Consider the following 23675-nt stretch of genomic DNA (forward strand, 5'->3'; position numbering starts at 1 on the left):
CGTCGCGGCGATTACAACAGGTGACGACCCCGTCAGGCAACCGAATTGTTTCCGCGCGTGTCGATCTGGGCGGGCCTCGTTCGTATGGAGGGCAGGACACGTACCGGAGGAGACGCCATGACCCGCACACTGCTGACCGGACTCATGATCGGCGAGTCGCCGCGCTGGCACGAGGGCCGTCTCTGGTTCTCGAACTGGGGCTCGCAGGAGGTCCTCGCCGTCGACGCCGGAGGGAAGGCCGAGGTGATGGCCCGCGTGCCGACCACGCTCCCGTTCTCCATCGACTGGCTGCCCGACGGGCGGCTGCTCGTCGTCTCCGGCCCCGAGGCGCTGCTGCTGCGCCAGGAGCCGGACGGGTCGCTGGTGCGACACGCCGGTCTCGGGCATCTCGCCAGGATCTGGAACGAGATCGTGGTGGACGGCCGCGGCAACGTCTACGTGAACGGGATGGATTTCGACTTCCTCGGCGGCGGGGACTTCGTCCCGGGGATCATCGCGCTGGTCACGCCGGACGGCGCGGTACGCCAGGTGGCGGGCGACATCATGTTCCCCAACGGCATGGTGATCACGCCGGACGGATCGACGCTCATCGTCGCCGAGTCCTTCGCGAGCCGGCTGACGGCCTTCGACATCGGGCCCGACGGCGGCCTGTCCGGCCGGCGGGTGTGGGCCGAGCTCGGCCAGGGCGGCGACGGCATCTGTATCGACGCGGAGGGCGCGGTCTGGAGCTCGGTGACGGCCGGCGGCCGGCCCGCGTGCGCGCGAGTACGGGAGGGCGGCGAGGTGGAGCGGCTGGTCGAGCTGGACCAGGGCTGCTTCGCCTGCATGCTGGGCGGCGAGGACGGCCGGACGCTGTTCATGCTGACCGCCGACTGGCGGGGCCCGGAGCAGATGGATGAACTGCTCCGGGCCCGCACCGGCAGGCTCGTCACTGCGCCGGCCCCAGTCCCGGGTGCCGGAAAACCTTAGACGCGCTCCAGCACGACGACCGGGATCACGCGGTCGGTCTTGCGCTGGTAGTCGTTGTAGGCCGGCCAGGTCTCGGCCATGGTCTGCCACATCGCCGGCTTCTCCTCCGGCGTCGCCGTACGGGCCCGCGCCGTGAAGCGGTCGCCCCACACCTGGATCTCGACCTCGGGGTCGGCCTCGATGTTGCGGAACCACAGGGGCGGCTCGTCGGCTCCGCCCTTGGAGGCGACGATCAGGTACACGTCACCGTACTTCTGGTAGATCAGCGGCGTCGTGTGCCGCTCTCCGCTCTTGCGGCCGGTCGTCGTCAGGAGCAGGGTGGTCGTCCCCTCCCAGTCGTGCCCGACCTTTCCGTCGGTCTCCTGGTAGCGCTCGACATGTTCACGACCAAAAAGCAACGTCTTCACCTCGTTGAATCGGCTTGTCCTGAGCACAACCGGTTCGCGGCGGCGATCCTTCCCCAACCGTTGTCGCCGGGGAGCGCGCCGTCACCGATACTGGCCTCGTGAGCGCCGACGAGACCCAAAAGGTGCATCTGGTCGAGCAATATGGTCCAGCGTGGTCACCAGGTGTCTTCGAACGCGGCACCGACGGGCCGCGCGTCATCCTGGCCGGGGTGGACGGCTCTCCCACGGCCATGCGCGCGGGCGCGTACGCGGCCGGGCTGGCGCGCCGGCAGCACTCGCGGCTCGTGTTCGTCTTCGTGGCCGCGCCGTCGCTGTGGACCGGGATGTCGGCCGGGCCGGCCGCGGCGGCCCAGGAGCAGTTGTTCGACGAGCTGATCACCGAGCTGCGCGGCCAGATCCAGGAACGCGCTGCGGAGATCGCCGTACCGATCACCTTCGTCGTCCGCCGGGGCGACGCCTTCGTCGAGCTCCGCGACGCCGCGACCGAGATCCACGCCGACATGGTGGTGGTCGGCTCGTCCGAGCAGGCCGGGCACCGCCTCATCGGCTCGGTCGCGACACGCCTGGTCCGCGCGGGCCGCTGGCCGGTGACGGTCGTTCCCTAGACCGCCGAGATGGCCTCGTCGCAGTCGCGGACGACGAGGGTCACCGGCCCGAGAGCGCGCGCCCAGAGATCATCCCCATGGATCCGCGGCGGCGTACGCGGGCCGCCACCTGTCGCGGTGGGCCAGGCGTAGGGACTCGGGGAGCAGGCCGGGGTCGTCTCCAGGCTCGCGCCGTCCCGTCACATCCGGCCGGTCCATTCCGTCATGGCTATGACAGATCGCGACGGAGGTATGTGACCGATGGACGATGAGCAGTCGCTGGCCGGGCGGTTCGAGGAGAACCGGGTGCACCTGCGGGCGGTGGCGTACCGCATGCTCGGCTCGCTGAGCGAGGCCGACGACGCCGTTCAGGAGGCCTGGCTGCGGTTCAGCCGCGCCGGCGCCGGCGGCGTGGACAACCTCGGCGGATGGCTCACGACCATCGTCGCCCGCGTGTGCCTGACCATGCTCCGTTCCCGGACCTCCCGCCGCGAGGACCCGCTGGAGGCGCACGTGCCCGATCCGGTGGTGAGCCTGGACGAGGCCGGCCCCGAGCAGGAGGCGCTGCTGGCCGACTCGGTCGGGCTCGCGCTGCTCGTGGTGCTGCAGACACTCGCGCCCGCCGAACGGCTGGCCTTCGTGCTGCACGACATGTTCGCGGTGCCGTTCGAGGAGATCGCGCCGATCGTCGACCGCTCGCCCGCCGCCGCGCGGCAGCTCGCCAGCCGGGCCCGCCGCAGGGTCCGGGGGTCGGCACCGGTCCCGGACGCCGATCCGGCGCGGCAGCGCGCGGTGGTAAACGCCTTCCTGGCCGCCTCGCGCGCCGGTGACTTCGACGCCCTCGTCGCGGTGCTCGACCCCGATGTCGTCCTGCGCGCCGACTTCGGCGGCAAGGATCTCTCCTCGGTGATCCGCGGGGCGCGGACCGTGGCAGGCCGGGCGCTGATGTTCCAGGAGTACGCGCCGTACGCGCGCCCGGTCACGGTGAACGGCGCGCCGGGCATCCTCGCCGACCCCGAGGGCAGGCCGTTCTCCGTCATGGCGTTCACGATCACCGGCGGGAGGATCGTCCAGATCGACGTGCTCGCCGATCCGGAGCGGCTGCGCCGGCTCGACCTGGTGTGAGGGGTCCCGCCGCCTTGACCGTGCGGAGTACGGGGGCGGTCTCCAAGGTCTGCACCGCCTCCAGGCGATGCGTGAGGTAGCGGTGCGGCGCCCCGGGGTCCGGGCAGAGGGTGTGGGCCACGAGGTTGGTCCGGCCCGTCGTCGCCGCGACGAAGGCCGGCTCGTCGTAGCCGGCCAGGACGCCCGCGACGTGGTCGAGCCGGTCCGGCGCCACGGCCATCCAGAGCAGCGCCTGGCGTCCCGTTCTTCGCCACCGCCCTGCACCGGGTGCGGCCCCACGAGACCGGCTCGGCCGCCGGCCTCCTCAACGCGGTGCGGCAGCTGGGCGGCACACTCGGCGTCGCGCTCCTGGGCAGCGTCCTCCTCGCCGCCCCCGACGCCTTGACCGGTGCGCGGAACGCCTGCTGGATCGGGGCCGGGCTCGTGTTCGCGACCGGAGTGACCGCCGGGCTGATGACCGGCTGCCCCCCGCGACCTGCGACGGCACTGCTAGAAGGTCCATAACAGGGGTAGTAGGGCGCCATGTCCACTTGGGGGAAGCACGTTGAACGCCGGTTCACCGAGGTCAGCGGGCTACAGGTCCCGCTGCCGGGCGGTGGGTCGACGCGTGAGCGCTGGGCGGTGTTCGCCCGGCTCGCGGAGGAGGATCTGTCCCTCGCCCGGCTGAGCGAGGGGCACTTCGACGCACTGGCGATCCTCGCCGAACTGCACGGGCCCGCGCCGGTGGCCGGGGAGCTCTGGGCCGTGTGGGCGGCCAAGCCGCCCGCCCTGGAGGTCGCCGGCGGGCGGGTCCGCGGCGTCAAGCCGTACTGCTCGGGGGCCCGGGTCTGCACGCGCGCGCTGGTCACGGCGGGCGACCGGCTGTTCGCCACCGGGCCGGGCGAGCCGGTCGAGGGCACGTGGCCGGCCACCGGGATGGCGGCCAGCGACAGCCTGGACGTCCGGTTCGACGACGTGGCGGCCGAGGAGGTCGGGCCGCCCGGCGGCTACACCGGCCGGCCCGGCTTCCACCACGGCGGGATCGGCGTCGCGGCGGTCTGGTACGGCGGCGCGCGCGCCGTCGCCCGTCCCCTCCTCGGCGCCGCCGGACCCCACGCGCTGGCGCACCTCGGCGCGGTGGAGATCGCACTGACGTCCGCGCGCGAGGCCCTGGAGCGGGCCGCCGCCGAGATCGACGCCGATCCGCTCGACCTCAAACAACACGCGGCGGCGCAGGCCCTACGCGTACGGTCCCTGGTCGCCGAGGTGGCGGCCGAGGTCCTGGACCGTACGGGCCGGGCGCTCGGCGCGGGGCCGCTGTCCCACGACGAGGCGCACGCGCGCCGGGTCGCCGATCTGACCGTCTACATCCGCCAGCATCACGCCGAACGTGATCTGGCCGCACTCGGCAAGCTGGTCACAGGGGAGGCATGGTGAACCCGATCGACGCACCGGGCACCGACGAAGAGGAATGGCGGGCCTGGGACGGGCTGGAGGCTCTCCCCCCGCTCAACTCCTACCGATGGAACAGTGTCGTGGTGATCGCCGCGCACCCCGACGACGAGGTGCTCGGCGTCGGCGGCCTGATGGCGCTGCTCGCCGACCGCGGCGCGCGCCTGCGGCTCATCGCCGTCACCGACGGCGAGGCGTCCCACCCCGACCCCGGCATCGCCGAACGCCGCGTCGCCGAGTCGGCCACGGCGCTCAAGCACATCGGCGCCGTCGAGACCGTACGCCTCGGCCTGCCCGACAGCGCCGTACGGGACGAGGACCTCCTGCGCCTGCTGCCCGAGCTCGTCGACGGCTTCGACGCGTGCCTGGCGCCGTGGGACAAGGACGCGCACCCCGACCACGAGGCCGTCGGCCGCGTCGCGGCGGCCTGTGACACCGAGGTCTGGCACTTCCCGATCTGGACCTGGCACTGGGCGCGGCCCGCCGACCTCCGCGTGCCCTGGGACCGGGCCGTCCAGGTGCCGTTGCCGTCTCCCGTGTCCGAGCGCAAGCAGGCGGCGATCGACTGCTTCACCAGCCAGTTCGAGGACCCGGACCCGATCCTGCCGCCGGGCGTTCTCGCGCACTTCACGCGGGGCCGGGAGGTGCTCTTTGACGCTCGGCCCTGAGTACTTCGAGAAGGTCTACGCCGCGTCCGGCGACCCGTGGGGCTTCACGACCCGCTGGTACGAGGAGCGCAAGTACGCGCTGACCGTGGCGATGCTGCCGCGCCGGCGGTACGCCGACGCGTTCGAGCCGGGGTGCTCGATCGGGGTTCTCACCGCGCTGCTGGCACCACGCTGTGACCGCCTGCTGTCCTGCGACGTCTCCCCCGAGGCCGTACGCCAGGCGCGCGAGCGGGTGCCCGGCGCGCGGGTCGAGCGGCGGACCCTCCCCGCAGGGTGGCCCGAGGGGACCTTCGACCTGATCGTCTTCTCGGAGTTCCTCTACTACCTCGGCCCCGAGGACCTGCGACGCGTCCTGCGACTGGCCGGAGAGTCGCTCGCGCCGGGCGGCACCCTGCTGGCCGTGCACTGGCGCCATCTCGTACCGGACTATCCGCAGACCGGGGACGAGGTGCACGCCGCGCTCGGCCGTACGGGCCTGTCGCTGCTGGCCGAGCACCGTGAGGCCGACTTCGTCGCCGAGGTCTACGTCAACGGCCCGGCGGTGTCCGTGGCCGCCGCCGAGGGACTGACGTGATCGCCGGTGTCGTCGTGCCGGCGCACAACGAGCAGGAGCACCTCCCCGCGTGTCTGGCCGCGCTCCGCGGCACGCTCGTCATCGTCGTCGCGGACGCCTGCACCGACCGTACGGCCGAGGTGGCCCGGCGGGGCGGCGCGTTCGTCGTCGAGGTCGGCGCCCGCAACGTCGGCGTCGCCCGCGCGGCTGGGGTGAGTGAGCTGCTGCGGCGCGGGGCGTCGTGGGTCGCGACGACCGACGCCGACACGCTGGTGCCGCCCGGCTGGCTGACCACGCAGCTGGAGTACGCCGCGCGGGGCTGGGACGCGGTCGTCGGCACCGTCACGGTCGCCGACTGGACCGGCCATCCGCCCAAGCGCCCGGCGGCGTACGCCCGTCACTACGCGAGCGACCGCGCGCCGGTGCACGGCGCGAACCTCGGCTTCACCGCCCACGCGTACGTCACGGCCGGCGGTTTCCCGGCCCTCGCGACCGGAGAGGACCGTGCGCTGGTCGGCGCCATGGAGCGGGCGGGCCGGCGTGTGCTGCGCACCTCGCGCGTGCGGGTCGTCACCTCGGCGCGGCACCGCTACCGCGCCCCGCACGGCTTCGGGCATCTGCTCACCACCCTGGACGGCTGACTCAGGCGGGGGTGATCGTGCTGCGGGCCTTCTCGATCGCGGCGATGGCGCCGGTGAGCTGCTCGACCACGGCCCGGCGGTGGTCGGCGGTCGCGGCGGAGTCGGCGTTCAGCAGGGCCGGGATCCGGCCGGCGAGCCGGCCGATCAGGGCGGCGACGCCGGTGGCGGTGGGGTCGGCGGTGAAGGTCAGCCGCACCTCGCGCTCGGCGTAACGTGCCATCGCCTCGACGTGCTTGACGACACACTCGTCGGCGAAGCGCAGCGTCATCGGGAAGCTGGAGCCGTTGCCGCAGGTGCAGTCCCAGCCGAAGATCTCCGCCTCGGGGGTGGCGAGTTCTCGCCCGCCGGGCTCGCGTGGCGAAGGCGTGCCCGCGGTCCGGAACTCCGGCGCGCCGGGCCCGATGACCGTACGAGCCCGGTGATCGGGTATCTCACGAATCGTCATGGGCGACATACTGTCCGTAGCGGAGGCCGTTGTCCGCGTAATGCGGAAGATTGCGGGCAGTGGCCACCGGAGAACGCGGCCTGATGTGGCACTCCAGGTGAAAGGGTTTGCTGGACGGGTAGACGTCCGGCATGCGAATCGGTGTGCTCGATGTCGGGTCGAACTCCGCCCACCTGCGCGTCCTGGACCTCCGGTCCGGCGACGCGCCCCGTCCCGTCACGTCGGTGAAGTGCCCCACGCTGCTGGCCGACGCGATCAACGGCGACGGGCAGCTTCGCCCGCCCGCGATCGACCGGCTCGTGGCGGCCGTCGGCACCGCGGCGTGCGCCGCGCGGCGCGAGCACGTCGACGAGCTGATCGCGTTCGCCACCGCGACGGTGCGCGACGCCGCCAACCGCGAGGTGGTCATCGCGCGGGTCGCGGCCGAGACCGGCGTACGGCTCGGGCACCTGACCGGCCGCGACGAGGCGCGGCTCACCTTCCTGGCCGCGCGCGACTGGTACGGCTGGTCGGCCGGGCCGATGCTGCTGATGGACATCGGCGGCGGCTCGGCGGAGATCGCGTACGGCGACGGGGCCGACCCGGTGCTCGCGCTGTCCCTGCCGCTCGGCGCCGGGCGGCTGACCCGCGAGCACCTTCCGGGAGACCCGCCGCGCGGTCGTGACGTACGCCGGTTACGGCGGCACGTGTACGAACGCCTGGGCGCCGTCCGGTGTGAGTTCAGCGACCTGACGGCACCGCGCCGGGTGGTCGCCACGTCCAAGACCTTCAAGCAGCTCGCCCGGCTGACCGGCGCGCCAAAGGATGACCTGCATGTGAACCTGGACCGGCTGCGCGAGCGGCTCCCGATGCTCGCCCGGGCCGACGACCGGCGCCGGGCGAAGATCAAGGGCGTCTCCAAGACCCGGGTGCACCAGATCCTGGCCGGCGCGATCGTGGCCGAGGCCCTGATGACCACGTTCGGCGTCGAGGAGGCCGACGTCTGCCCCTGGGCCCTGCGCGAGGGCATCGCGGTCCAGCGCATGCGGACGCTGCCGCCACTGGCGGTCGCCGCCGAGCTGACCGGCCTCATCCAGCGTTCGTCCGGCCCGCGCCGCCTCACCGCCACGTGATCTACTCCTCTTCGAGCAGTCTCCTCTTCAGGGCGGCGAGGCTGCGGGTGATGAGCCGGGACACGTGCATCTGCGAGATGCCCAGGAGCTCGGCGATCTCGGTCTGGGTCTTGTTGCCGAAGAACCGGTGGATCAAGATGGCCCGCTCGCGCTCCGGGAGCTGCTCCAGCATCGGGCGCAGGGCGTTCCGGTCGACGATGAGCTCCAGCTCGTGGTCGTCGTCGCCGATCAGGTCGCCGAGCGTCGCGCCGCCGTCCTCGTCGGTCACCGGCGAGTCGAGCGACACCGGCCGGTACGCGTCGGAGGCCCCGATCACCTCGACGGCCTCGTCCTCGGTGACGCCGAGGAGCTCGGCGACCTCCGGCACGGTCGGCGGCCGGCCGTGCTCCCGGAGGAAGTCCTGCCGGGCGTTACGCAGCAGCAGCCGGAGCTCCTGGAGTGGGCGGGGCATCCGCATGCTCCACGTACGGTCGCGGAAGTGCCGTTTGACCTCGCCGGTCATGGTCGGCGCCGCGTACGAGAGGAAGCGCTGGCCGACCTCGGGGTCGTAGCGGTTGATCGCCTTGACCAGGCCGAGCATCGCGGCCTGCTCGATGTCCTCCAGCGCCTCGCCGCGACGCGCGTAGCGGCCGGCGATGTGACGGGCGAGCGAGGTGTGCATCACGACGAGCTCGGACCGGATCTCCTCGCGCCGCGGATCTCGCGTTTCCAGCAGCGCCAGTTCATGGAGCAGTGCTTCGGCACGGCCATCGTCATGATCATGTTGCACGAGCACACCGGCATCTTCTAGGGGCTGAAAGATTGTCAGAATGCAACAGTTGCCAGATGACAGTCAACATGGGGCGTGCCCGCCCGCGGCCGGAGACCGCTGACCACGGTTCAGTTCAAGGCGCCCCGGGGGCGGGCCGGCGCGCGCGGAAGAGGCCGCCCGCCGCCAGGCCGACCGCGCCGGCCCCGTCGAGCAGCGCGACACGCCGCCAGGCGGGCGAGAGCGCGACGGCTCCCGCGCAGGTCGCCGCGTGCAGGAGGTCGACGGCGGCCCCGTACCGGAGCAGACCGCGCGTCGGCCGGGCCAGGTCCAGGCCGCCCTGGAGCAGGTGGCGGGTGCCGAGCACGCGCAGCACCCACTCCTGCGACGGCGTCCCCGGACGGCCGGTGACCACCTCCAGCGCCACGCCCGGCGCGGCGACGAGCAGCCCGCCCCACACCAGGCGCGTGCCCTGCATGAGCCTCATCGGGCCGGCCCGCGCAGCAGGCCCAGGCCGACCACGCCCAGTGCGGCCCCGGCGGCCATGGCCAGGACGCCGCGGTGCTGCGCCGCGATCAGCTGGAGACTGCGCGCGTGCGCACGGTCGTCGAAACCGCCGTGCGTGCCGAAGTCCCGGCCGTCCTTGCCGTCGGCGGGCTTCCAGAGGTTCGCCTGCTGGTCCGGGTCGCGCGGCCGGTCGGTCTGCTGCGACCCGAAGCCCGTACGGGCGAGGTAGCGGTCCAGCAGGCCCGGGATCACCCGGTTGGCGAGCAGGGTCGCCACCGTGCTCCCGCCGACCCAGTACTCCCGCCGCTCCGGATGGTCGGCGGCGTAGACGAGCGCCTGCGCGGCCACCTCGGGCTGGTAGATCGGCGGCACGGGCTGCGCGTGGTTCGGGAGCTTGGACTCCACCCAGTCGAACTGCGGCGTGTTGACCGCGGGCATGTGCACGATCGTCGTACGGACGTTGCCGCCCCGGTGCAGCAGCTCGGTGCGCAGCGACTCATGGAAGCCCTGGATGGCGTGCTTGGCCCCGCAGTACGCCGACTGCAACGGGATGCCGCGCTTGGCCAGCGCCGATCCGGTCTGCACGATCGTGCCGTGGTCGCGGGGCAGCATCAGGTCCAGCGCGACCTTGGTGCCGTAGACGAAGCCGAGGTAGGTCACCTCGGTCGTCCGCCGGAACTCCTCCGGCTCGATGTCGACGAACTCGGCGAACACCGAGCTGAACGCGACGTTGACCCACACGTCGATCGGCCCCAGCTCGGCCTCCGTACGCTCGGCCGCCGCCCGTACCTGCTCGTAGTCGGCCACGTCCACCGGGATCGGCAGCGCCCGGCCACCCGCGGCGCGCACCTCCTCGGCGGCGGCGTTCAGCCCGGTCTCCCCCCGGGCCAGCAGGGCGACGCTGGCGCCCTGGGAGCCGAACCGGCGGGCCGCGGCACGGCCGATCCCTCCACTCGCGCCGGTCACGACGACGACACGACTTCCGCTCATGCGAACACCCTTTTAGATCGATGGTTTCCGTCAGGGCTACCCGCCGCCCCCGGCCCCATGCCGCGGGCGGCGGCTCCATATCGAGCGGCATGGCCCCGCGTCTCCGGGGTACCGCGATGGCGGGATGTCCTGATTTGCGGGGAGTTCTAGATGAGTGACGCCTTCCAGGTGCTCAAGATCGACCACGAGGCCATCACGACCGTGCTCCGGCGGCTGTCGGCCGGTCCCGGCGGGGCCCGCCAGCGGCTGGCCGAACGCCTGATCATCGAGGTGACCAAGCACGAGACGGTGGAAGAGGAGTTCTTCTGGCCCGCCGTACGCGAGCACGTCTCCGGCGGCGGCGCGCCGGCCGACGAGGCGACCGCCCAGGAGCAGCACGTCAAGAGCGCGCTTCAGGAGCTGGACGGGCTGAGCGCGGGCGACCCGCGATTCGAGGAACCGCTGAGCGGCCTGATCGGGGAGATCCGCGCGCATCTGACGTTCGAGGAGACGCGGGTGTGGCCTCCGCTCCGCCGGGCACTCACGGGTACACAAGCCGCCGAACTGGGCACCGCACTGATGAAGGGGAAATCGCTCGCGCCGACGCATCCGGACCCCGGCATCGCGCCCGAGCCGGGCATCCTCAAGGCGAGCGGGGCGATGACCGCGGCGGCCGACCGTCTCAAGGACGCCGCCACCGGACGAGGAAGGGACTGAGATGAACACCGCAGGCCTGCTGACCGACGCCTTCGACCGCGTACGCGAGACCGTTCACGCCGTGGTCGACGGACTGACCCCGGACCAGCTCGCCGCACGCGTCGACGGCGAGGCGAACTCCATCGCGTGGCTCGTCTGGCACCTCACCCGCGTACAGGACGACCACGTCGCCGAGGTCGCGGGGACCGGGCAGATCTGGACCACGCGGGTCTGGGCCGAGCGCTTCGGACTCCCGCTGACCACGTCGGCGACCGGCTACGGACACGACTCCGACGACGTCGCGGCGGTCCGGGTCGACTCGCCCAAGCTGCTCACCGGCTACTACGACGAGGTGCACGAACGGACCCTCGCGTACCTGCGCGGGCTCACCGACGAGGACCTCGATCGCGTCGTGGACCGGGCATGGTCCCCGCCGGTGACCCTCGGCGCCCGGCTCGTCAGCGTCCTCAACGACGACACCCAGCACGCGGGCCAGGCCGCCTTCGTACGGGGGATCATCCTGCGCGACTGAGCGCCTCCCTTAATGGCACCATAAGCCGACCTTAAGTAATTCGGTCACCGAGCTGTCCTCTGTTGACAGCCGCTGTTGCGGCATGCTTTTATCCCAGCGCGTTAGGAAACAATCTTTACGAACGCGCGCATTCTCCGCCAGCGCCCCTTATTCAGCGTACGCAGCCCCGGCGTACGCGAATTAGACAGGAACGGTGACCCCCCGTGCGATTGCCCCGGAAATCCATTCGATGGACCGTCCCCGCCGTCCTCGCGCTCGCCGCGGCAGGTACTCCCGTCGTCCTCAACTCCGTCGAGGGCGGCGGGCACGCCGCGTCGGCGTCGCTGTCCGGCCGGGTGACGGCCGCCGCCGTCGACCTGACGGACCCGCACGAGAAGGACATCGCCATGCAGGTGGTCTCCAGCGCGGAGAACTCGTCGCTGGACTGGAAGGCACAGTACAAATACATCGAGGACATCGGTGACGGGCGCGGGTACACCGCCGGGATCATCGGGTTCTGCTCCGGCACCGGCGACATGCTGGAGGTCGTCCAGGCCTACACCGACGCCAAGCCCGGCAACGTCCTCGCGAAGTACCTGCCGGCCCTGCGCAAGGTGAACGGCACCGACTCCCACTCGGGCCTGGACCCGAACTTCCCGGCCGACTGGCGCAAGGCCGCCACCGACACGGCCTTCCAGAAGGCCCAGAACGACGAGCGCGACTCGGTGTACTTCAACCCCGCGGTCCAGCAGGCGAAGACCGACGGCCTGCGGGCGCTCGGCCAGTTCATTTATTACGACGCCATGGTCATGCACGGCCCGGGAAATGACGCGGACAGTTTCGGCGGCATTCGCAAAACGGCGATGAGTAAGGCGAAGACGCCCACTCAGGGCGGCAACGAGACGACTTATCTCAACGCTTTCCTGGACGCTCGGAAGGCCGCGATGAAGCGCGAGGAGGCGCACAGCGACACGACCCGCGTCGACACCGAGCAGCGTGTGTTCCTCAACAACGGGAACCTCGACTTCACCCCGCCGCTGACCTGGAAGGTCTACGGCGACAGCTACACCATCAAGAGCTAGAGACCCCGGCGGCGGGAGGGGATCCCCGGTCTTTTCCCGCCGCCGGCCTTGTTCTCAGCCGGCGGAGGTGCGGAAGACCGGCCAGCCGATCTCCGTCCGCCACGAGGCGGCATCGCCGGTGTCCCGCGGCCCGACCAGGTAGTACTCCCGTACGGGCCCGGCCACGGCGAGCGCGTGCTCGGTGACGTACGTGCCGAGGGCGCCGTAGGTGATGTCGATGTCGTCGTGCGGTCCGCGGTGCACCGTGATCGCCAGCTCGGCCCCGGGCACGACGAAGGGGTGGACGCGGCCGGTCGCGGGCGGCTCGGCGACCGGGACGAACACCACCGCCTCGCCGCGTTCCTCGGTGAAGAGCTCGTTGTCGTAGAGACCGCCGATGGGCCCGGTCCGCGGCGAGCCGCCGAGCGCGGTGTCGAGCTCGGCCATCGCCTCGGCGTACCACCCGAGCACCGCGTCATGGCCGACGGTCGCCCGGATGGCCGCGACGGTCGTGGCGGGGGCGGCCCGCAGCTCGACCTCGGGGGTGACCGGCGTGAGAAGCCTGCGCAGCGAGGTGACGGCGGCCCGCGTACGGTCGAGCTCCTCTTCGAGCCGGGCGAGATGCCCGGCGATGAGCGCACTCCGAACGTCCGGATCGTCCTCGGCGATCACCGCCCCGATCTCCCGTACGGGCATGCCGAGCTCCCGGAACCGCTTGATCACCTGCGCCGTGGGCACCTGCGCGGTGGAGTAGTACCGATACCCGGTGAAGGGATCGACCGCGTCGGGTTCGAGCAGCCCGGCCTCGTGATAACGCCGCAGCGTCTTCACACTGAGATGCGTGATCTGCGAAAAGTCCCCGATGGTCAGCCCCTTGCCCATGGCTGTATCTTCCCAGGGGGGCGACCCCCTGGAACCCCCGGTGTGAGGGGCTCCGCCCCCCACGCCGCCCTGCGGGCCGGCATCGGAGCGTCCGTATTCCCCTGTCCTCGGCGGACCGCCGCGCGGCACCGGCACCTCCGTGGGCGCAACCCGCTTCAGACCTCCGGCGAGCCCCGCCATCACGCACGCCGACCGGCGTGTCCCAAGACCCGGCCAACGTTCGTGGTCACCGCAGTAGCCGATCAGGCCCTGGCTGGAGGTGATGGGCTTCCACAGCGAGACGACCCGCTGCCCGGCCTGTTCGGCCTTTGCGTCGCCGGCCTCGGCCTGCCGTCGGTCGTCGGTTTCGCAGGGTGGTCTCGCCGCGCGACCCCCGCGTCGTCGATCGGCCCGCCCCCGTCGGAGGCCGATCGACGGCGCGGTGGCGTCAGGGCCGGGCCTCGTACACGATGTTGAACGGCGTCTCGGCGACACGGCGGAAGCGGGTGAACCCGGCGTCGGTCGCGAGCCGGTGGATCGGTCGTTCGCCGGCCTGGGCGCCCAGTGAGTAGCCGCCCTCCTGGGAGAGCGCGTTGGGGACGCAGAGGAAGACCGAGAAGGAGTAGTACACCCGGCCGACCGGGTTGAGGTTGTCCGTGACGGTGTCGCCGGCCGCCGGTTCGACGATCATCCAGCTGCCGTCCGGGGCCAGGGACTCGCGTACGTTGCGGGCGGCGCCGAGCGGGTCCCCCATGTCGTGCAGGCAGTCGAAGCTCGTCACCAGGTCGTACGGCCCGCCGGTGAAGGTCTCCGCCGACGCCGTCTCGAACACCACCTGCCCGGGCCCCAGCCGGTCCGCCGCGCGTGCCCGCGCCTGCGTCACCGAACCGGCGTGGTAGTCGAAGCCGGTGAACGCCGACCGCGGATAGGCCCCGGCCATGAGGATCGTGGAGGCGCCGAGGCCGCAGCCGATGTCGGCGACCTTCGCGCCCTCGCGCAGCTTGGCCTCCACGCCGTCGAGGGCCGGCAGCCAGGCCGTCAGGAGGTTCGCGACGTAACCCGGCCGGAAGAAGCGCTCGCAGCCGGCGAACACGTCCTGGTCGTGCTCGTGCCAGCCGACCCCGCCGCCCGTACGGAACGCCTCGGCGATCTCCGGCTCGGCGCGCAGGGCCCCGAGCGCGAGCTGGAACGCCCCCGGTGCGTACAGCGGGCCGTCCGGGTCGGTCAGCGCGAATGCCTGCTCGGCATTGAGGGAGTACGTGCCCGAGGCGGGCTCGAAGTCCACGTATCCGCCCGCCGCCTGCCCCCGCAGCCACTCCTCGACGTACCTCGGCGCGGTCCCGGTGCGCTCGGCCAGCTCCTGCGGGCGCTGTGGCTTCTCGGCGAGCGCGCGGTAGAGCCCGAGCCGGTCACCCACGACGACGCTCCCGGCGGCCATCGTCGCGCCGAGGTCACCGACGAACCGGTGCAGGAACTCGTTGAGTCTGTCCTGGTCGACATCCATGAGAAATCCCCCTTGAAGGTTGTTCCCACGGTTGTACGCCGCGATCGCCGCGCGCCGGATCCGGAGTCACCACGCAGACGGCGGCCGTGACTACCTATCCGGGCCGAGGTCGATACCCAGCTCGGCGGCGCGCGTCACGGCCTCGCGGCGGGTGCGGGCGCCGAGCTTCTTCAGCACCGCGGCCACGTGGTTCTCGACCGTACGGGCGGAGACCACGAGCCGCCCGGCGATCTCGGCGTTGGTCAGGCCGTCGCCGATCATCCGGAGTACCTGCAGCTGACGCTGGGTGAGGCCCAGCGGATTGGCCAGGGTGGCCGCGAGCGGACGGCGCGGCACGCGAGCGACGCCGAGCTCGCGCATCCGGGACCGTACGATGCGGGCCAGCGGCTCGGCGCCCAGCCGGTCGAGCCGGCCGAGTGCCGCCAGCTGGTCGGCCTCGTCGGGGCTCTCGGCCAGCGCGGCGGCGTGCTCGTACGGGCAGCCGGCCCGGCCCCACGCCTCGGCGGCCTCGCGCCAGCGGCCCGCCTGCTGCAGGGCGTACGGGGTGCCTGACGTGTTCGGCGGAACGGATTCGCCTGCCTTGACCAGCCAGTACCCGAGTTCGGCCGCCAGCGTCCGGTGGTCCAGCCGCAGCGCCTCGTCGTGTACGGGCCCGGCCACCGCCCGTACGGTCGCGAGATCACCGGCCAGCCAGGCGGCCTCGGCGCGCGCGGCGGCCACCGGCCCGGTGCGCTGCAGCTCGTTGATGCCGACGGCGAGGTCCCAGGCGCGCCGCAGCAGTTCGTCGCCTCCCGGCAGCCCGCGCCGGACACGGACGCGGCCCAGCACGGTCAGCGCGGGGCACGCGACCGGCGGCTGGCTGCCGACACCCTGTTCCGCCGCGCGTACCGCCTCCTCCCACGATGCGCGGGCCAGCTCCAGCCGCCCGCGCGAGACGAACAGGTAGGCGAGGAAGCCGAAGTGCTCCGACTCCTCCGCGAGATCCACCGCGGCGGTGAGACGGTGGTCGGCCTCGTCGAGCCGGAACTGGTCGAGGAGCCCCCAGATGATGCCCACATAGGTCCGGCAGGCGTGCTCGCTCTCCCCCGCCTCGAGCGCGACGCGCAGGGCCTCGTCGAGCGTCTCCTCGCTGCCCGGATCCCCTCGGCGGAACTGCGACAGGCCGACGTTGGTCAGCGCGTGGGACAGGACCGCGGAGTCGCCGGCCGTACGGGCCAGGGCCGCCGCCCGCTCGCCGAGGTCGATGCTCTCGGCGCTGCGCTCGGCCAGCATGTGCAGCTGGGACTGGTTGCTGTACGCCAGCGCCAGCAGCCGGGGGTCGCCGCCGGCCTCCAGCACCTCGGTGGCCTCGGCGGCCTCGTCCTCGGCGCCCTTCCGGTCGCCGTTCCACCACCGCATGCGGGACAGCCAGCGGAGACCGGCGCCCAGGGTCCGCGGATCGCCGAGCGAGCGCAGCAGGGCCACGGCGCGCTCCTGGACCTCCACCGCCCGCGGCCCGGACCCGATCCGGTAGCACTCGATGGCGTAGCGCTGGAGCAGATCGGCCAGCTCCGCGGGCGGGAACCGCTCCTCTTGCGCCAGGACGAGCTCGTAGTGCGCGGCGGCCTCGCGGTGGGCCCCGGCGTCGGCGGCGTCGCTCGCCGCGGCCGGCCCGTACGTGGCGATGGCGTCCTGGTCACCGGCCTGCGCGGCATGGTGCACGACGCGGGAGAGCGCGACGCCCTCCCGGCCCGCGAGCTCGGCGAGCACCCGCCGGTGCAGCTCGACTCTCCGGGCCGCGGGCAGGGCGTCCACGATGGTGCGGCGCGTGAGCTCGTGGCGGAACGCCACGCGTACCGGCGAGACCACCAGCAGCCCGCGTTCCTCGGCCCGCGCCAGCGCGGTCAGGCCGCCCGGCACCAGAGCGTCCACCAGCCATCGGTCGAGCGCCGACGGCACGACGGCGAGCTGTTCGAGCGCGTCCTGCGCGTCTTCCGGCAGGTGACGCACGCGGGCCAGGACCGCGTCCACGATCGTGTACGGGACCTGCCCCGTGCCGCCGGAGGCCAGCACCTCGCTGACGAAGAACGGATTGCCCGAGGTCACCGAGAAGACGTCCTCGCCGTCGAGCGGGCTGCCGGCGCTCAGGTGCCGTACGGCCTGGGCCGACAGGCGTTTCAGCGGCAGGTGGTGGACGCGCTCGGCGCCCGACGCCTGGCCCAGCAGCTGCCGCAGCGGATGGTCGCGGTCCAGCTCGTCGTCGCGGTAGGTCAGCACGAGGACGGCGGGCAGCCCGGCGATCCGGCGCACGAGGTAGCGGAGCACGTCGAGGGTCGCGGCGTCGGCCCAGTGGACGTCCTCCACCACCAGGACGGTCGGGCGGGCCCGCCAGTCCAGCTCCGCACGCAGCGCCGAGAGCACCTGCTCCCGGTTGTCGCCGGCCTGGAGAGCGCGGCTGAGCTCGGTCCCGACCGAACCGACGAGGTCGCGGAACGGCCCCAGAGTCCCGGGCGTGGCCAGGTCGTCGCAGTACCCGAAGAGGATCCGTCCCTCGGCCGGCAGATGCGCGCGTACCGCCTCGGCGACGGAGGACTTGCCGATACCGGCCTCACCGAAGACGAGCACGACCGAGCCGGCCCCGCCCGCCGCCTCCTGCGCCGCCGTGGCGAGAACACCGAGCTCGTGATCACGTTCGAGGATCCGCCGCCCCATGTCCGGATGGTCCCATAACGACGTTCGTTTCAGTCGATCGCTTTCAGCCGGTCGCGCAGCCGCCGCTGCTCACGGCTCAGCCCGAGCGAACCCACGGACCTCGTCCTCGGTGACCGCCCACTCCTCCGGGCCGTCGGTGATCTGCACCCGCCAGCGGCTTTTCTCGTCCCCGAGGCAGATCAGGCGCAGCTCGTGCTCGTCCCACTCCAGCGGGATACGGAAGGCAATCGGATCCGGTGTCTCGGGCGGGAGCGCGTCGAGGATGCCCCGCCCCTGCCCGCGAAGGGCGTCCGCGCCGACGGCCGCGCCGCGCGGGAACATCCCGTTCCCCCGGCCTGAGGGGTAGACCGCGATCCCGTCCGGATCGCGTGTGACGCCGATGAAGTCGACGCAGTGCGTGACCAGTGTCGGCGAGGGGTGATCGGCCTCGTCGAGAAGGAACCGCCCGAACGCCCGTACGTCGGCCTCGGCCTCGGCCTCGGTGAAGCGCAACTCGATGTCGTCCGGACCGGGGGCGATGCGCGGAGAACGCAGGGCGTCCGCCTCACTGACCGCGAACTCGCTCACCGGCGTCCGCAGCTGAAGGACACCGTCCGGACGCCGGGCCAGCATCGGCAACCCCCGCCCGCCGACGGCGAGCCCGTCCAGCCGGAACACGATCTGATCAGGCACGACCCCTCCGTTTGACCCTCCCCCCGGGGGAGCCTTCACCGTGGGCTGACCACTCGCGGAGGAGGACGTGTGATCAGTATTGATGACTCGCTTGCCGGGCGGCGGGCGCTGGTGACCGGGGGGAGTAAGGGCTCTGGAGCCGCGATCGTCGCGCGGCTGGCTGAGGCCGGGGCCACGGTCATGACCACGGCCCGTACGATGCCGGCCGGCCACCCGGACCCGGAGCGGTTCGTCGCCGCCGACGTCAGCACCGCCGAAGGCGTGGAGACCGTGATCGACCGCGTCGGCGCGGTCGACATCCTCGTCCATACCGTCGGCGGGTCGCATGCGAGTGCAGGCGGGTTCGCCGCGCTCGGTGACCGGCAGTGGCAGGACGAGCTCGACCTCAACCTGCTCTCCGCCGTACGCCTCGACCGTGGCCTGCTGCCCGGCATGATCGAGCGCGGCGAAGGCGTCATCGTGCACGTCTCGTCGATTCAGCGTCGGATGCCGCTGTTCGAGGCGACGCTCGGGTACGCCGCCGCCAAGGCCGCGCTCACCGCGTACAGCAAGGGCCTGGCCAACGAGGTCGGGCCCAAGGGCGTGCGGGTCAACACCGTCGCGCCCGGGTTCATCCGGACCTCGGGGGCCGACGGGCTGATCGACCGGATCGCCCACGGCGCCGGCATCGACAAAGAGGCGGCCCTCCAGCAGGTCATGGACTCCCTCGGCGGTATCCCGATCGGACGGCCCGCCGAGCCCGCCGAAGTGGCCGAGCTGGTCGCCTTCCTCGTCTCCGACCGCGCCAGGTCCATCAACGGTGCCGAGCACGTCATCGACGGCGGCACCATCCCCACCGTCTAGAAAGGACGCGTCATGGAACGAATCCACCGCTACTTCGAGCTCGCCGTCCAGCCCGACCTGGAGGCGTACTACGCGCAGTTCGCCGACGACGCCCTGGTCGAGGACGAGGGCAGGGAGCGCCGCGGCATCGCGGCCATCCGGGAATGGCGCACTGAGGTGCCGCCGGTGAAGTACAGCGTCCAGGAGATCACCGAGAGCGGCGCCGGGCACGACGCGTACGCCGAGATCAGCGGTGGCTTCCCCGGCAGCCCGGTGACACTCACGTTCCACTTCGAGTTCACCGCGGACGGGCGCATCGAGAAGCTGACCATCCGGCCCTAAGCATGGCCACCGACGGTCACCTGGCCGATCGTCAGGTTCGGCACGGCGTCGATGATCTCCCCGACGCGTGCCACCTGCGCGTCGAGTTCCTCGCGGCGGCGGGGCGTCAGCCGTACGAGGGGCTCGACGGTGATGTCGACGCGGCGGCCCGAGCGTCTCTGGTGCCACAGCCCGCCGACCACCCCGTCGACCAGGAGGATCTGGAAGTTGCCCGGCAGCACGCGAGCCCGCGCGGCACCCGGATAGAGCAGGTCCGGCGGCTGGTTGCCGACCCGGTAGGCGTAGCCGTCGAAGTACGGGAGGAGCCGTACGCCCTCGGGCCGTTCGGCGGGGACGTCGAGGTCGCCGGTGGTCACCCACGCGGGCGCGCCGTCGACCTCGACCTTCTGGAGTGAGTCTCCAAGAGAGCCGAACACCTCGGTCGCCCAGCGGACCGGCGCGGTCAGCCAGTGCGCGAACCGTTTCGGCGTGCTCGGCCCGTACGCGTGAAGGTAGGCGTGGACGACGTGGGCCAAGCCTTCCCGCGTGGGCGCGGGCTCGTGGCCGGGGTTGGTGTAGGTGACCTTGCGGCCGCGGCCGGGCCCGAAGCAGAGGACGCCGCGCATGCCGGCGACGTGCATGACCTGGCGCCAGCGCGGCCACATGCCCTGGAAGGCGGGCATGACGAGGTCGCCGGCCCACGAGCCGGTGACGCCGACCACCGCCGAGGTGAGTTCGTCGGCGGTCAGTTCGACGCCGTCCAGCACCGTGGCAATGGCGGCGATGACGGCCTCGGCCTGCTCGGACGTCATCCGCATGCGCTCGGGGAACGGGCTCGGCCCCGGCGGGATCGCCGACAGCGCCGCGGTCCACAGCGGGAGGTCGCGGGCGGGCAGCAGGTGGACGGTCCCGCGCGGCCCGAACGTCTTGACGAGCGTGCGGTCGGTCCAGAGTGCCGTACGGACGTCGTCGCGCGTGGCCCCGTCGACGCGGAGCGCGACGGACAGCTCCGCGGCCGACATCACCTGCGCGTGCGTGCCGGCCATCGCGGCGACGACGTCCTCGGGACCCGCGCCCCCGGGCCCTGCCAGACCGTGCCGTACGAGACGCCGGGCGCACACCTGGGACCAGTCGAAGTTCATACTCGTACGGTAGGGACGATTCAGGACGGTTTCTGGCCTTTATTGCGCGGCAACAGCTGGACGAGCCCGGCCGAGGCGGCACAGAACCCGGCCAGTACGGCGAGGCTCGCGACGAACGCCGCGGTGAAGCGGCCGGTGCCAAGGACGTCGTAGAAGACGACCCCGATCACGGCGACGCCGATCGCGCCGCCCGCCTGCAGCGAGGTCGAGACGACCCCGGCGGCCGAGGCGGCGTGCCGCGGCTCGACGCCGTTCAGCGCGATGGCCGGCAGCGGCGCCATCACCAGGCCCATGCCGCAGCCCGCCACGAGCAGCCCGGGGACGAGCCATCCGACGCCGCCGGACGTACCGGCCGCGAGCAGCCCGTACCCGAGACCCAGCGTGAGCGCGCCGACGGCCACGACCTGCCGCCCGAGCCGCGCCGCGACCTGCGCCGCCCGCGAGGAGGAGACGAAGTAACCGGCGCCGAGCGCGAGGAAGATCAGCCCGGACTCGAGCGGTGACAGTCCGCGGCCCTGCTGCAGGTAGAGGGCGAGGACGAGGAAGAACGAGGCCACCGCGAGCTGCCCGACGAGCGCGATCACCGCTCCGACGGCGAACGCCCGGTGCCGGAAGAGGTGCAGGTCGATCAGCGCGCGTTCGCCGCCGATCCGGCGCTGGTAAGCGGCGAAACCGGCCAGGACGAGCGGCGCGGCGGCCAGGCAGAGCCACGTCCAGAGCGGCCAGCCCTGCTGACGTCCTTCGACGAGCGGCAGCACGATCAGTACGAGCCCGGCGGAGACGAGCAGAGTCCCGCGTACGTCGAGCCGCGCCCCGTACGCGGCCCGCGACTCGGGCACCAGCCGAAGCGCCGCCGGCACCGCGGCGATGCCCACCGGAACGTTGATGAGGAAGACGGCGCGCCAGCCGAGCCCGGCGATGTCCGCCTTGATCAGCAGCCCGCCGATGAGCTGCCCGAACACACCCCCGAACCCCATGGCGAGCCCGTACGCGTTGAAGGCGCGGGCCCGGTGCTCGCCGGTGTAGACGGTGGTGACGATGGCGAGCACCTGCGGCATGAGCAGCGCGGCGGCGGCGCCCTGCGCGACGCGCGCTCCGATGAGCACACCGGCGGTGGGCGCGACCCCGCAGGCGAGCGAGGCGAGGGTGAACAGGCCCAGCCCGAGCGCGAACATCCGCCGCCGCCCGTACAGGTCCCCGAGGCGTCCCCCGGTGATGAGCCCGGCGGCGAGCGCCAGCCCGAACCCGGCGACGATGAACTGCACCACGGCCGGCCCGGCCCGCAGGTCGCGCTGGGTGGCGGGGATCGCCACGTTGACGATGAAGAAGTCGAGTGTCGTGATGAAGGTCCCGCTGAGCAGAACGAGCAGCGCCCCGAACCCCGGCGCGGCCTTCGGGTCCCCGGTGGCCCGATCAAGAGTGGTCGTCGTCATGCGCCAAGATTCGAGCCGCCCGGGTCATCCGGTCGATTACCCGTGAGGTAGGCCGTGTGAGACCGTGGCCCTCTCCGCCGAGGATGGGGCGATCGATGGCGATCAGGGTCATGGTGCGGTTGGCCGCCGGGGTGCTGGCGGTCTGTGCGGCGGCCGGGCTCTACGTGCTCGGACGGGCGAGCGTTCCCGATCGGCAGGACGCCGCGTACGCTCGCGGCCTGGACGACGGGCGGGCCCAGGGCGTGCGGGAGGGGCGGGCCGACGAGGAAGTGCAGGCGCTGCCCGCCGGCGCCCGTGACCCCGCGAAGACCGCCTTCGACGACGGTTACCGCGCCGGGGCGAACGACCTGTTCAGCGGGTACGACGGCGGCTGGGACTACAAGGTCCCCTACCTCATCACGCTCTCCCCCGGCGGGCGCGGGATCACCTACCGGCCCGCCTCGCGTACGCCGCTGCACCCAGGCGTCGACTACTACCTCTGCCCGCACTCACAGAGCCTCTGCCAGGAGCCGCACAGCTAGCGGTAGCCCCGCTTGAGCAGGTACTTCGCTCCTGCCTCGAAACCGAAGGCGCTGCTCGCTTCTCATCCGGCACGGCGCCCTCCTTCGCAGAACCTGACCGTCCGCCCTCATAGACGCGTGACGCTCCGAAGACGTGACGCCTACCGGCAGGCCGGGCGGACCCACGAGCCCAGCACCCAGCCGCGGTGGCCGTCCGGGGTGCGGATGTAGGCCCAGCGCTGGCTGCCGTCTCTCCTCAGGACGCTCACCACGTCGCCGTGCTCGAGGGTTCCGGTCTGGACGCCGCGCGGGCGGTCGCGGAGTTCGAGGTCCTGAGCGCACACGACGCGCCGTAACGGGCGGGTGCTCGAATGCGCGGTCCACGGGTGCCAGCCCAGCAGGCCGCACACGCCGACCAGCAGCACGACCGCGGACGCCAACCACAGGCGGCGCGTCGGCCGGCGGGGCAGCGCCGGCTTGCGGCCCTCGGCCACGGCGCGCAGCGCGGCGGCCAGGTCCGCCGCCGACCGTACGCGCTCCGACGGGTCCTTGGCCATCGCGGCGGCGATCACCTCGTCGTACGCGCCGGGGACGCGAGGGGGCGGTGCCATCGCGACGGCGTGGGCGAGCTCGGGCAGGCTGTCCTTCGGATAGGGGAGTTCGCCGGTCAGCGCGGTGTACAGCACGCCGCCGAGGGCCCAGATGTCGCTCTGCGCCGTCGCCGTCGCGTCGCTCCACTGCTCGGGCGCCATGTACGCGTAGGTGCCGGCGCGGGACGGGCCCGGCTCCGTACGCGCCCAGTCGCTGGCCTCGGAGAGGTCGTCCGGCGGCGGGCCGGGCGCGGCGATGCCGAAGTCGGTCAGCCGTACGGCGAGTGCGCCCTCGCTCTCGTCCAGCAGGATGTTGGCCGGCTTGACGTCGCGGTGCACGAGCCCGGCGGCGTGTACGGCCGCGAGCGCGTCGGCGGCGTCCGCCACCACGCGTGCCGCCAGGGAGGGAGCCAGCGGCCCGGTCTCCTCGATATATCTCCGCAGGTCACGGCCTGGGACGAGGTCCATGACGATCCAGGCGACGTCGTCCGCGGCACCGTGGTCGCGGATCCGTACGACGCCCGGGTGGTCGACGGCCGACGCGCGCCGCGCCTCGTCGAGCAGCGGGTCCGTCAGCGGGACGACCTTGATCGCGACATTCTCCCCCGTGGCGTCCTCGACCGCGGACCAGACGGTACCCATGCCGCCGCGGCCGAGCTCGGCCCCCAGGGTGTAGCGAGGGATCACCGGTTGTGAGGATGACACGGCCGCC

The 23675-nt window shown here is 72.5% G+C and carries 28 protein-coding genes; 16 read left to right on the plus strand and 12 right to left on the minus strand.

What is annotated here, in order from left to right; genetic code table 11:
- The first annotated feature begins 117 nt into the window (after positions 1-117).
- Positions 118-969, plus strand: a complete 852-nt coding sequence (locus QWU11_RS39585) for an SMP-30/gluconolactonase/LRE family protein (RefSeq protein ID WP_290119692.1) — start codon at positions 118-120, stop codon at positions 967-969.
- On the opposite strand, the gene QWU11_RS39590 is transcribed toward QWU11_RS39585, so the two are convergent.
- Positions 966-1367, minus strand: a complete 402-nt coding sequence (locus QWU11_RS39590) for a nitroreductase family deazaflavin-dependent oxidoreductase (RefSeq protein WP_290119693.1) — start codon at positions 1365-1367, stop codon at positions 966-968. The two genes, QWU11_RS39585 and QWU11_RS39590, sit on opposite strands and share 4 nt — an antisense overlap.
- Positions 1368-1474: 107 nt before the next feature.
- Between QWU11_RS39590 and QWU11_RS39595 the strand changes: the two genes are divergently transcribed.
- The 7 genes from QWU11_RS39595 to QWU11_RS39625 all read left to right on the plus strand — a co-directional run bounded on the left by QWU11_RS39595 (position 1475) and on the right by QWU11_RS39625 (position 6378).
- Complete coding sequence (locus QWU11_RS39595) at positions 1475-1981, plus strand: universal stress protein (RefSeq protein ID WP_290119694.1); 507 nt, start codon at positions 1475-1477, stop codon at positions 1979-1981.
- A 240-nt stretch (positions 1982-2221) separates the two neighbouring features.
- Positions 2222-3085, plus strand: a complete 864-nt coding sequence (locus QWU11_RS39600) for a sigma-70 family RNA polymerase sigma factor (RefSeq protein ID WP_290119695.1) — start codon at positions 2222-2224, stop codon at positions 3083-3085.
- A gap of 267 nt (positions 3086-3352) precedes the next feature.
- Positions 3353-3589 (plus strand): hypothetical protein, encoded by a 237-nt coding sequence (locus tag QWU11_RS39605; protein WP_290119696.1) that lies wholly within the window; start codon positions 3353-3355, stop codon positions 3587-3589.
- Between the two features lie 18 nt (positions 3590-3607).
- Positions 3608-4501, plus strand: a complete 894-nt coding sequence (locus QWU11_RS39610; protein WP_290119697.1) for an acyl-CoA dehydrogenase — start codon at positions 3608-3610, stop codon at positions 4499-4501.
- On the plus strand, positions 4495-5184 hold the full coding sequence (locus QWU11_RS39615; RefSeq protein ID WP_290119698.1) for a PIG-L family deacetylase: 690 nt from the start codon (positions 4495-4497) through the stop codon (positions 5182-5184). The genes QWU11_RS39610 and QWU11_RS39615 overlap by 7 nt, the downstream gene beginning before the upstream one ends.
- Entirely contained in the window at positions 5168-5758 is a 591-nt protein-coding gene (locus tag QWU11_RS39620) for an SAM-dependent methyltransferase (RefSeq protein ID WP_290119699.1), read from the plus strand. Before QWU11_RS39615 ends, QWU11_RS39620 begins: the two co-directional genes overlap by 17 nt.
- Positions 5755-6378, plus strand: coding sequence for a glycosyltransferase (locus tag QWU11_RS39625; protein WP_290119700.1), 624 nt, complete (start codon positions 5755-5757; stop codon positions 6376-6378). Before QWU11_RS39620 ends, QWU11_RS39625 begins: the two co-directional genes overlap by 4 nt.
- A 1-nt stretch (position 6379) precedes the next feature.
- On the opposite strand, the gene QWU11_RS39630 is transcribed toward QWU11_RS39625, so the two are convergent.
- Entirely contained in the window at positions 6380-6823 is a 444-nt protein-coding gene (locus QWU11_RS39630; protein ID WP_290119701.1) for a hypothetical protein, read from the minus strand.
- A 131-nt stretch (positions 6824-6954) separates the two neighbouring features.
- On the opposite strand from QWU11_RS39630, the gene QWU11_RS39635 reads away from it, so the two are divergent.
- Complete coding sequence (locus tag QWU11_RS39635) at positions 6955-7935, plus strand: Ppx/GppA family phosphatase (protein WP_290119702.1); 981 nt, start codon at positions 6955-6957, stop codon at positions 7933-7935.
- 1 nt (position 7936) lies between these two features.
- Here the strand turns inward: QWU11_RS39635 and QWU11_RS39640 are convergent, their stop codons facing one another.
- Positions 7937-8596, minus strand: coding sequence for a SigB/SigF/SigG family RNA polymerase sigma factor (locus QWU11_RS39640; protein WP_290119703.1), 660 nt, complete (start codon positions 8594-8596; stop codon positions 7937-7939).
- Between QWU11_RS39640 and QWU11_RS39645 the strand changes: the two genes are divergently transcribed.
- Complete coding sequence (locus tag QWU11_RS39645) at positions 8591-8725, plus strand: hypothetical protein (protein WP_290119704.1); 135 nt, start codon at positions 8591-8593, stop codon at positions 8723-8725. The genes QWU11_RS39640 and QWU11_RS39645 overlap by 6 nt on opposite strands.
- A gap of 94 nt (positions 8726-8819) precedes the next feature.
- Here QWU11_RS39645 and QWU11_RS39650 read toward each other — a convergent pair whose 3' ends face one another.
- Complete coding sequence (locus tag QWU11_RS39650) at positions 8820-9161, minus strand: hypothetical protein (RefSeq protein ID WP_290119705.1); 342 nt, start codon at positions 9159-9161, stop codon at positions 8820-8822.
- 5 nt (positions 9162-9166) lie between these two features.
- Positions 9167-10180, minus strand: a complete 1014-nt coding sequence (locus QWU11_RS39655; RefSeq protein ID WP_290119706.1) for an SDR family oxidoreductase — start codon at positions 10178-10180, stop codon at positions 9167-9169.
- Positions 10181-10330: 150 nt separating this feature from the next.
- Between QWU11_RS39655 and QWU11_RS39660 the strand changes: the two genes are divergently transcribed.
- The 3 genes from QWU11_RS39660 to QWU11_RS39670 all read left to right on the plus strand — a co-directional run bounded on the left by QWU11_RS39660 (position 10331) and on the right by QWU11_RS39670 (position 12448).
- On the plus strand, positions 10331-10876 hold the full coding sequence (locus tag QWU11_RS39660; protein ID WP_290119707.1) for a hemerythrin domain-containing protein: 546 nt from the start codon (positions 10331-10333) through the stop codon (positions 10874-10876).
- Position 10877: 1 nt separating this feature from the next.
- Complete coding sequence (locus QWU11_RS39665; RefSeq protein ID WP_290119708.1) at positions 10878-11387, plus strand: DinB family protein; 510 nt, start codon at positions 10878-10880, stop codon at positions 11385-11387.
- 203 nt (positions 11388-11590) lie between these two features.
- On the plus strand, positions 11591-12448 hold the full coding sequence (locus QWU11_RS39670) for a chitosanase (protein ID WP_290119709.1): 858 nt from the start codon (positions 11591-11593) through the stop codon (positions 12446-12448).
- Between the two features lie 54 nt (positions 12449-12502).
- On the opposite strand, the gene QWU11_RS39675 is transcribed toward QWU11_RS39670, so the two are convergent.
- The 4 genes from QWU11_RS39675 to QWU11_RS39690 all read right to left on the minus strand — a co-directional run bounded on the left by QWU11_RS39675 (position 12503) and on the right by QWU11_RS39690 (position 18155).
- Positions 12503-13309: a MerR family transcriptional regulator gene (locus tag QWU11_RS39675; protein WP_290119710.1), complete on the minus strand. Its 807-nt coding sequence runs from the start codon at positions 13307-13309 to the stop codon at positions 12503-12505.
- A gap of 427 nt (positions 13310-13736) precedes the next feature.
- Positions 13737-14792: a methyltransferase domain-containing protein gene (locus QWU11_RS39680; RefSeq protein WP_290119711.1), complete on the minus strand. Its 1056-nt coding sequence runs from the start codon at positions 14790-14792 to the stop codon at positions 13737-13739.
- A 90-nt stretch (positions 14793-14882) separates the two neighbouring features.
- Entirely contained in the window at positions 14883-17483 is a 2601-nt protein-coding gene (locus tag QWU11_RS39685) for a LuxR family transcriptional regulator (protein ID WP_290119712.1), read from the minus strand.
- Between the two features lie 69 nt (positions 17484-17552).
- The gene (locus tag QWU11_RS39690; RefSeq protein WP_290119713.1) at positions 17553-18155 is read right to left on the minus strand and encodes a hypothetical protein; all 603 of its coding nucleotides are present in this window, start codon (positions 18153-18155) and stop codon (positions 17553-17555) included.
- A gap of 69 nt (positions 18156-18224) precedes the next feature.
- Between QWU11_RS39690 and QWU11_RS39695 the strand changes: the two genes are divergently transcribed.
- Positions 18225-18998 (plus strand): SDR family oxidoreductase, encoded by a 774-nt coding sequence (locus tag QWU11_RS39695; protein ID WP_290119714.1) that lies wholly within the window; start codon positions 18225-18227, stop codon positions 18996-18998.
- A 12-nt stretch (positions 18999-19010) separates the two neighbouring features.
- On the plus strand, positions 19011-19319 hold the full coding sequence (locus tag QWU11_RS39700; RefSeq protein ID WP_290119715.1) for a nuclear transport factor 2 family protein: 309 nt from the start codon (positions 19011-19013) through the stop codon (positions 19317-19319).
- Here QWU11_RS39700 and QWU11_RS39705 read toward each other — a convergent pair.
- Together QWU11_RS39705 and QWU11_RS39710 are read right to left on the minus strand one after the other, a co-directional pair.
- On the minus strand, positions 19316-20440 hold the full coding sequence (locus QWU11_RS39705; RefSeq protein WP_290119716.1) for a winged helix DNA-binding domain-containing protein: 1125 nt from the start codon (positions 20438-20440) through the stop codon (positions 19316-19318). The genes QWU11_RS39700 and QWU11_RS39705 overlap by 4 nt on opposite strands.
- A gap of 20 nt (positions 20441-20460) precedes the next feature.
- Positions 20461-21873, minus strand: coding sequence for an MFS transporter (locus QWU11_RS39710; RefSeq protein ID WP_290119717.1), 1413 nt, complete (start codon positions 21871-21873; stop codon positions 20461-20463).
- 95 nt (positions 21874-21968) lie between these two features.
- On the opposite strand from QWU11_RS39710, the gene QWU11_RS39715 reads away from it, so the two are divergent.
- The gene (locus QWU11_RS39715; protein WP_290119718.1) at positions 21969-22394 is read left to right on the plus strand and encodes a hypothetical protein; all 426 of its coding nucleotides are present in this window, start codon (positions 21969-21971) and stop codon (positions 22392-22394) included.
- A gap of 140 nt (positions 22395-22534) precedes the next feature.
- Here QWU11_RS39715 and QWU11_RS39720 read toward each other — a convergent pair whose 3' ends face one another.
- Positions 22535-23650 carry a serine/threonine protein kinase gene (locus tag QWU11_RS39720; protein ID WP_290119719.1) on the minus strand — a complete coding sequence of 372 codons (1116 nt, stop codon included), beginning with the start codon at positions 23648-23650 and terminating at the stop codon, positions 22535-22537.
- Between the last annotated feature and the right edge of the window lie 25 nt (positions 23651-23675).

Origin of the sequence: Actinomadura sp. DC4, assembly GCF_030406325.1 — a bacterium.
Classification (GTDB): domain Bacteria; phylum Actinomycetota; class Actinomycetes; order Streptosporangiales; family Streptosporangiaceae; genus Actinoallomurus.

Coding starts and splice junctions, on each gene's coding strand:
- QWU11_RS39685 (WP_290119712.1), bottom strand. CDS start 17,483: ATGGGGCGGCGGATCCTCGAACGTGATCACGAGCTCGGTGTTCTCGCC.
- QWU11_RS39705 (WP_290119716.1), bottom strand. CDS start 20,440: ATGAACTTCGACTGGTCCCAGGTGTGCGCCCGGCGTCTCGTACGGCAC.
- QWU11_RS39660 (WP_290119707.1), top strand. CDS start 10,331: ATGAGTGACGCCTTCCAGGTGCTCAAGATCGACCACGAGGCCATCACG.
- QWU11_RS39640 (WP_290119703.1), bottom strand. CDS start 8,596: ATGCACACCTCGCTCGCCCGTCACATCGCCGGCCGCTACGCGCGTCGC.
- QWU11_RS39635 (WP_290119702.1), top strand. CDS start 6,955: ATGCGAATCGGTGTGCTCGATGTCGGGTCGAACTCCGCCCACCTGCGC.
- QWU11_RS39675 (WP_290119710.1), bottom strand. CDS start 13,309: ATGGGCAAGGGGCTGACCATCGGGGACTTTTCGCAGATCACGCATCTC.
- QWU11_RS39650 (WP_290119705.1), bottom strand. CDS start 9,161: ATGCAGGGCACGCGCCTGGTGTGGGGCGGGCTGCTCGTCGCCGCGCCG.
- QWU11_RS39600 (WP_290119695.1), top strand. CDS start 2,222: ATGGACGATGAGCAGTCGCTGGCCGGGCGGTTCGAGGAGAACCGGGTG.
- QWU11_RS39615 (WP_290119698.1), top strand. CDS start 4,495: ATGGTGAACCCGATCGACGCACCGGGCACCGACGAAGAGGAATGGCGG.
- QWU11_RS39710 (WP_290119717.1), bottom strand. CDS start 21,873: ATGACGACGACCACTCTTGATCGGGCCACCGGGGACCCGAAGGCCGCG.
- QWU11_RS39610 (WP_290119697.1), top strand. CDS start 3,608: ATGTCCACTTGGGGGAAGCACGTTGAACGCCGGTTCACCGAGGTCAGC.
- QWU11_RS39630 (WP_290119701.1), bottom strand. CDS start 6,823: ATGACGATTCGTGAGATACCCGATCACCGGGCTCGTACGGTCATCGGG.
- QWU11_RS39715 (WP_290119718.1), top strand. CDS start 21,969: ATGGCGATCAGGGTCATGGTGCGGTTGGCCGCCGGGGTGCTGGCGGTC.
- QWU11_RS39585 (WP_290119692.1), top strand. CDS start 118: ATGACCCGCACACTGCTGACCGGACTCATGATCGGCGAGTCGCCGCGC.
- QWU11_RS39680 (WP_290119711.1), bottom strand. CDS start 14,792: ATGGATGTCGACCAGGACAGACTCAACGAGTTCCTGCACCGGTTCGTC.
- QWU11_RS39665 (WP_290119708.1), top strand. CDS start 10,878: ATGAACACCGCAGGCCTGCTGACCGACGCCTTCGACCGCGTACGCGAG.
- QWU11_RS39700 (WP_290119715.1), top strand. CDS start 19,011: ATGGAACGAATCCACCGCTACTTCGAGCTCGCCGTCCAGCCCGACCTG.
- QWU11_RS39655 (WP_290119706.1), bottom strand. CDS start 10,180: ATGAGCGGAAGTCGTGTCGTCGTCGTGACCGGCGCGAGTGGAGGGATC.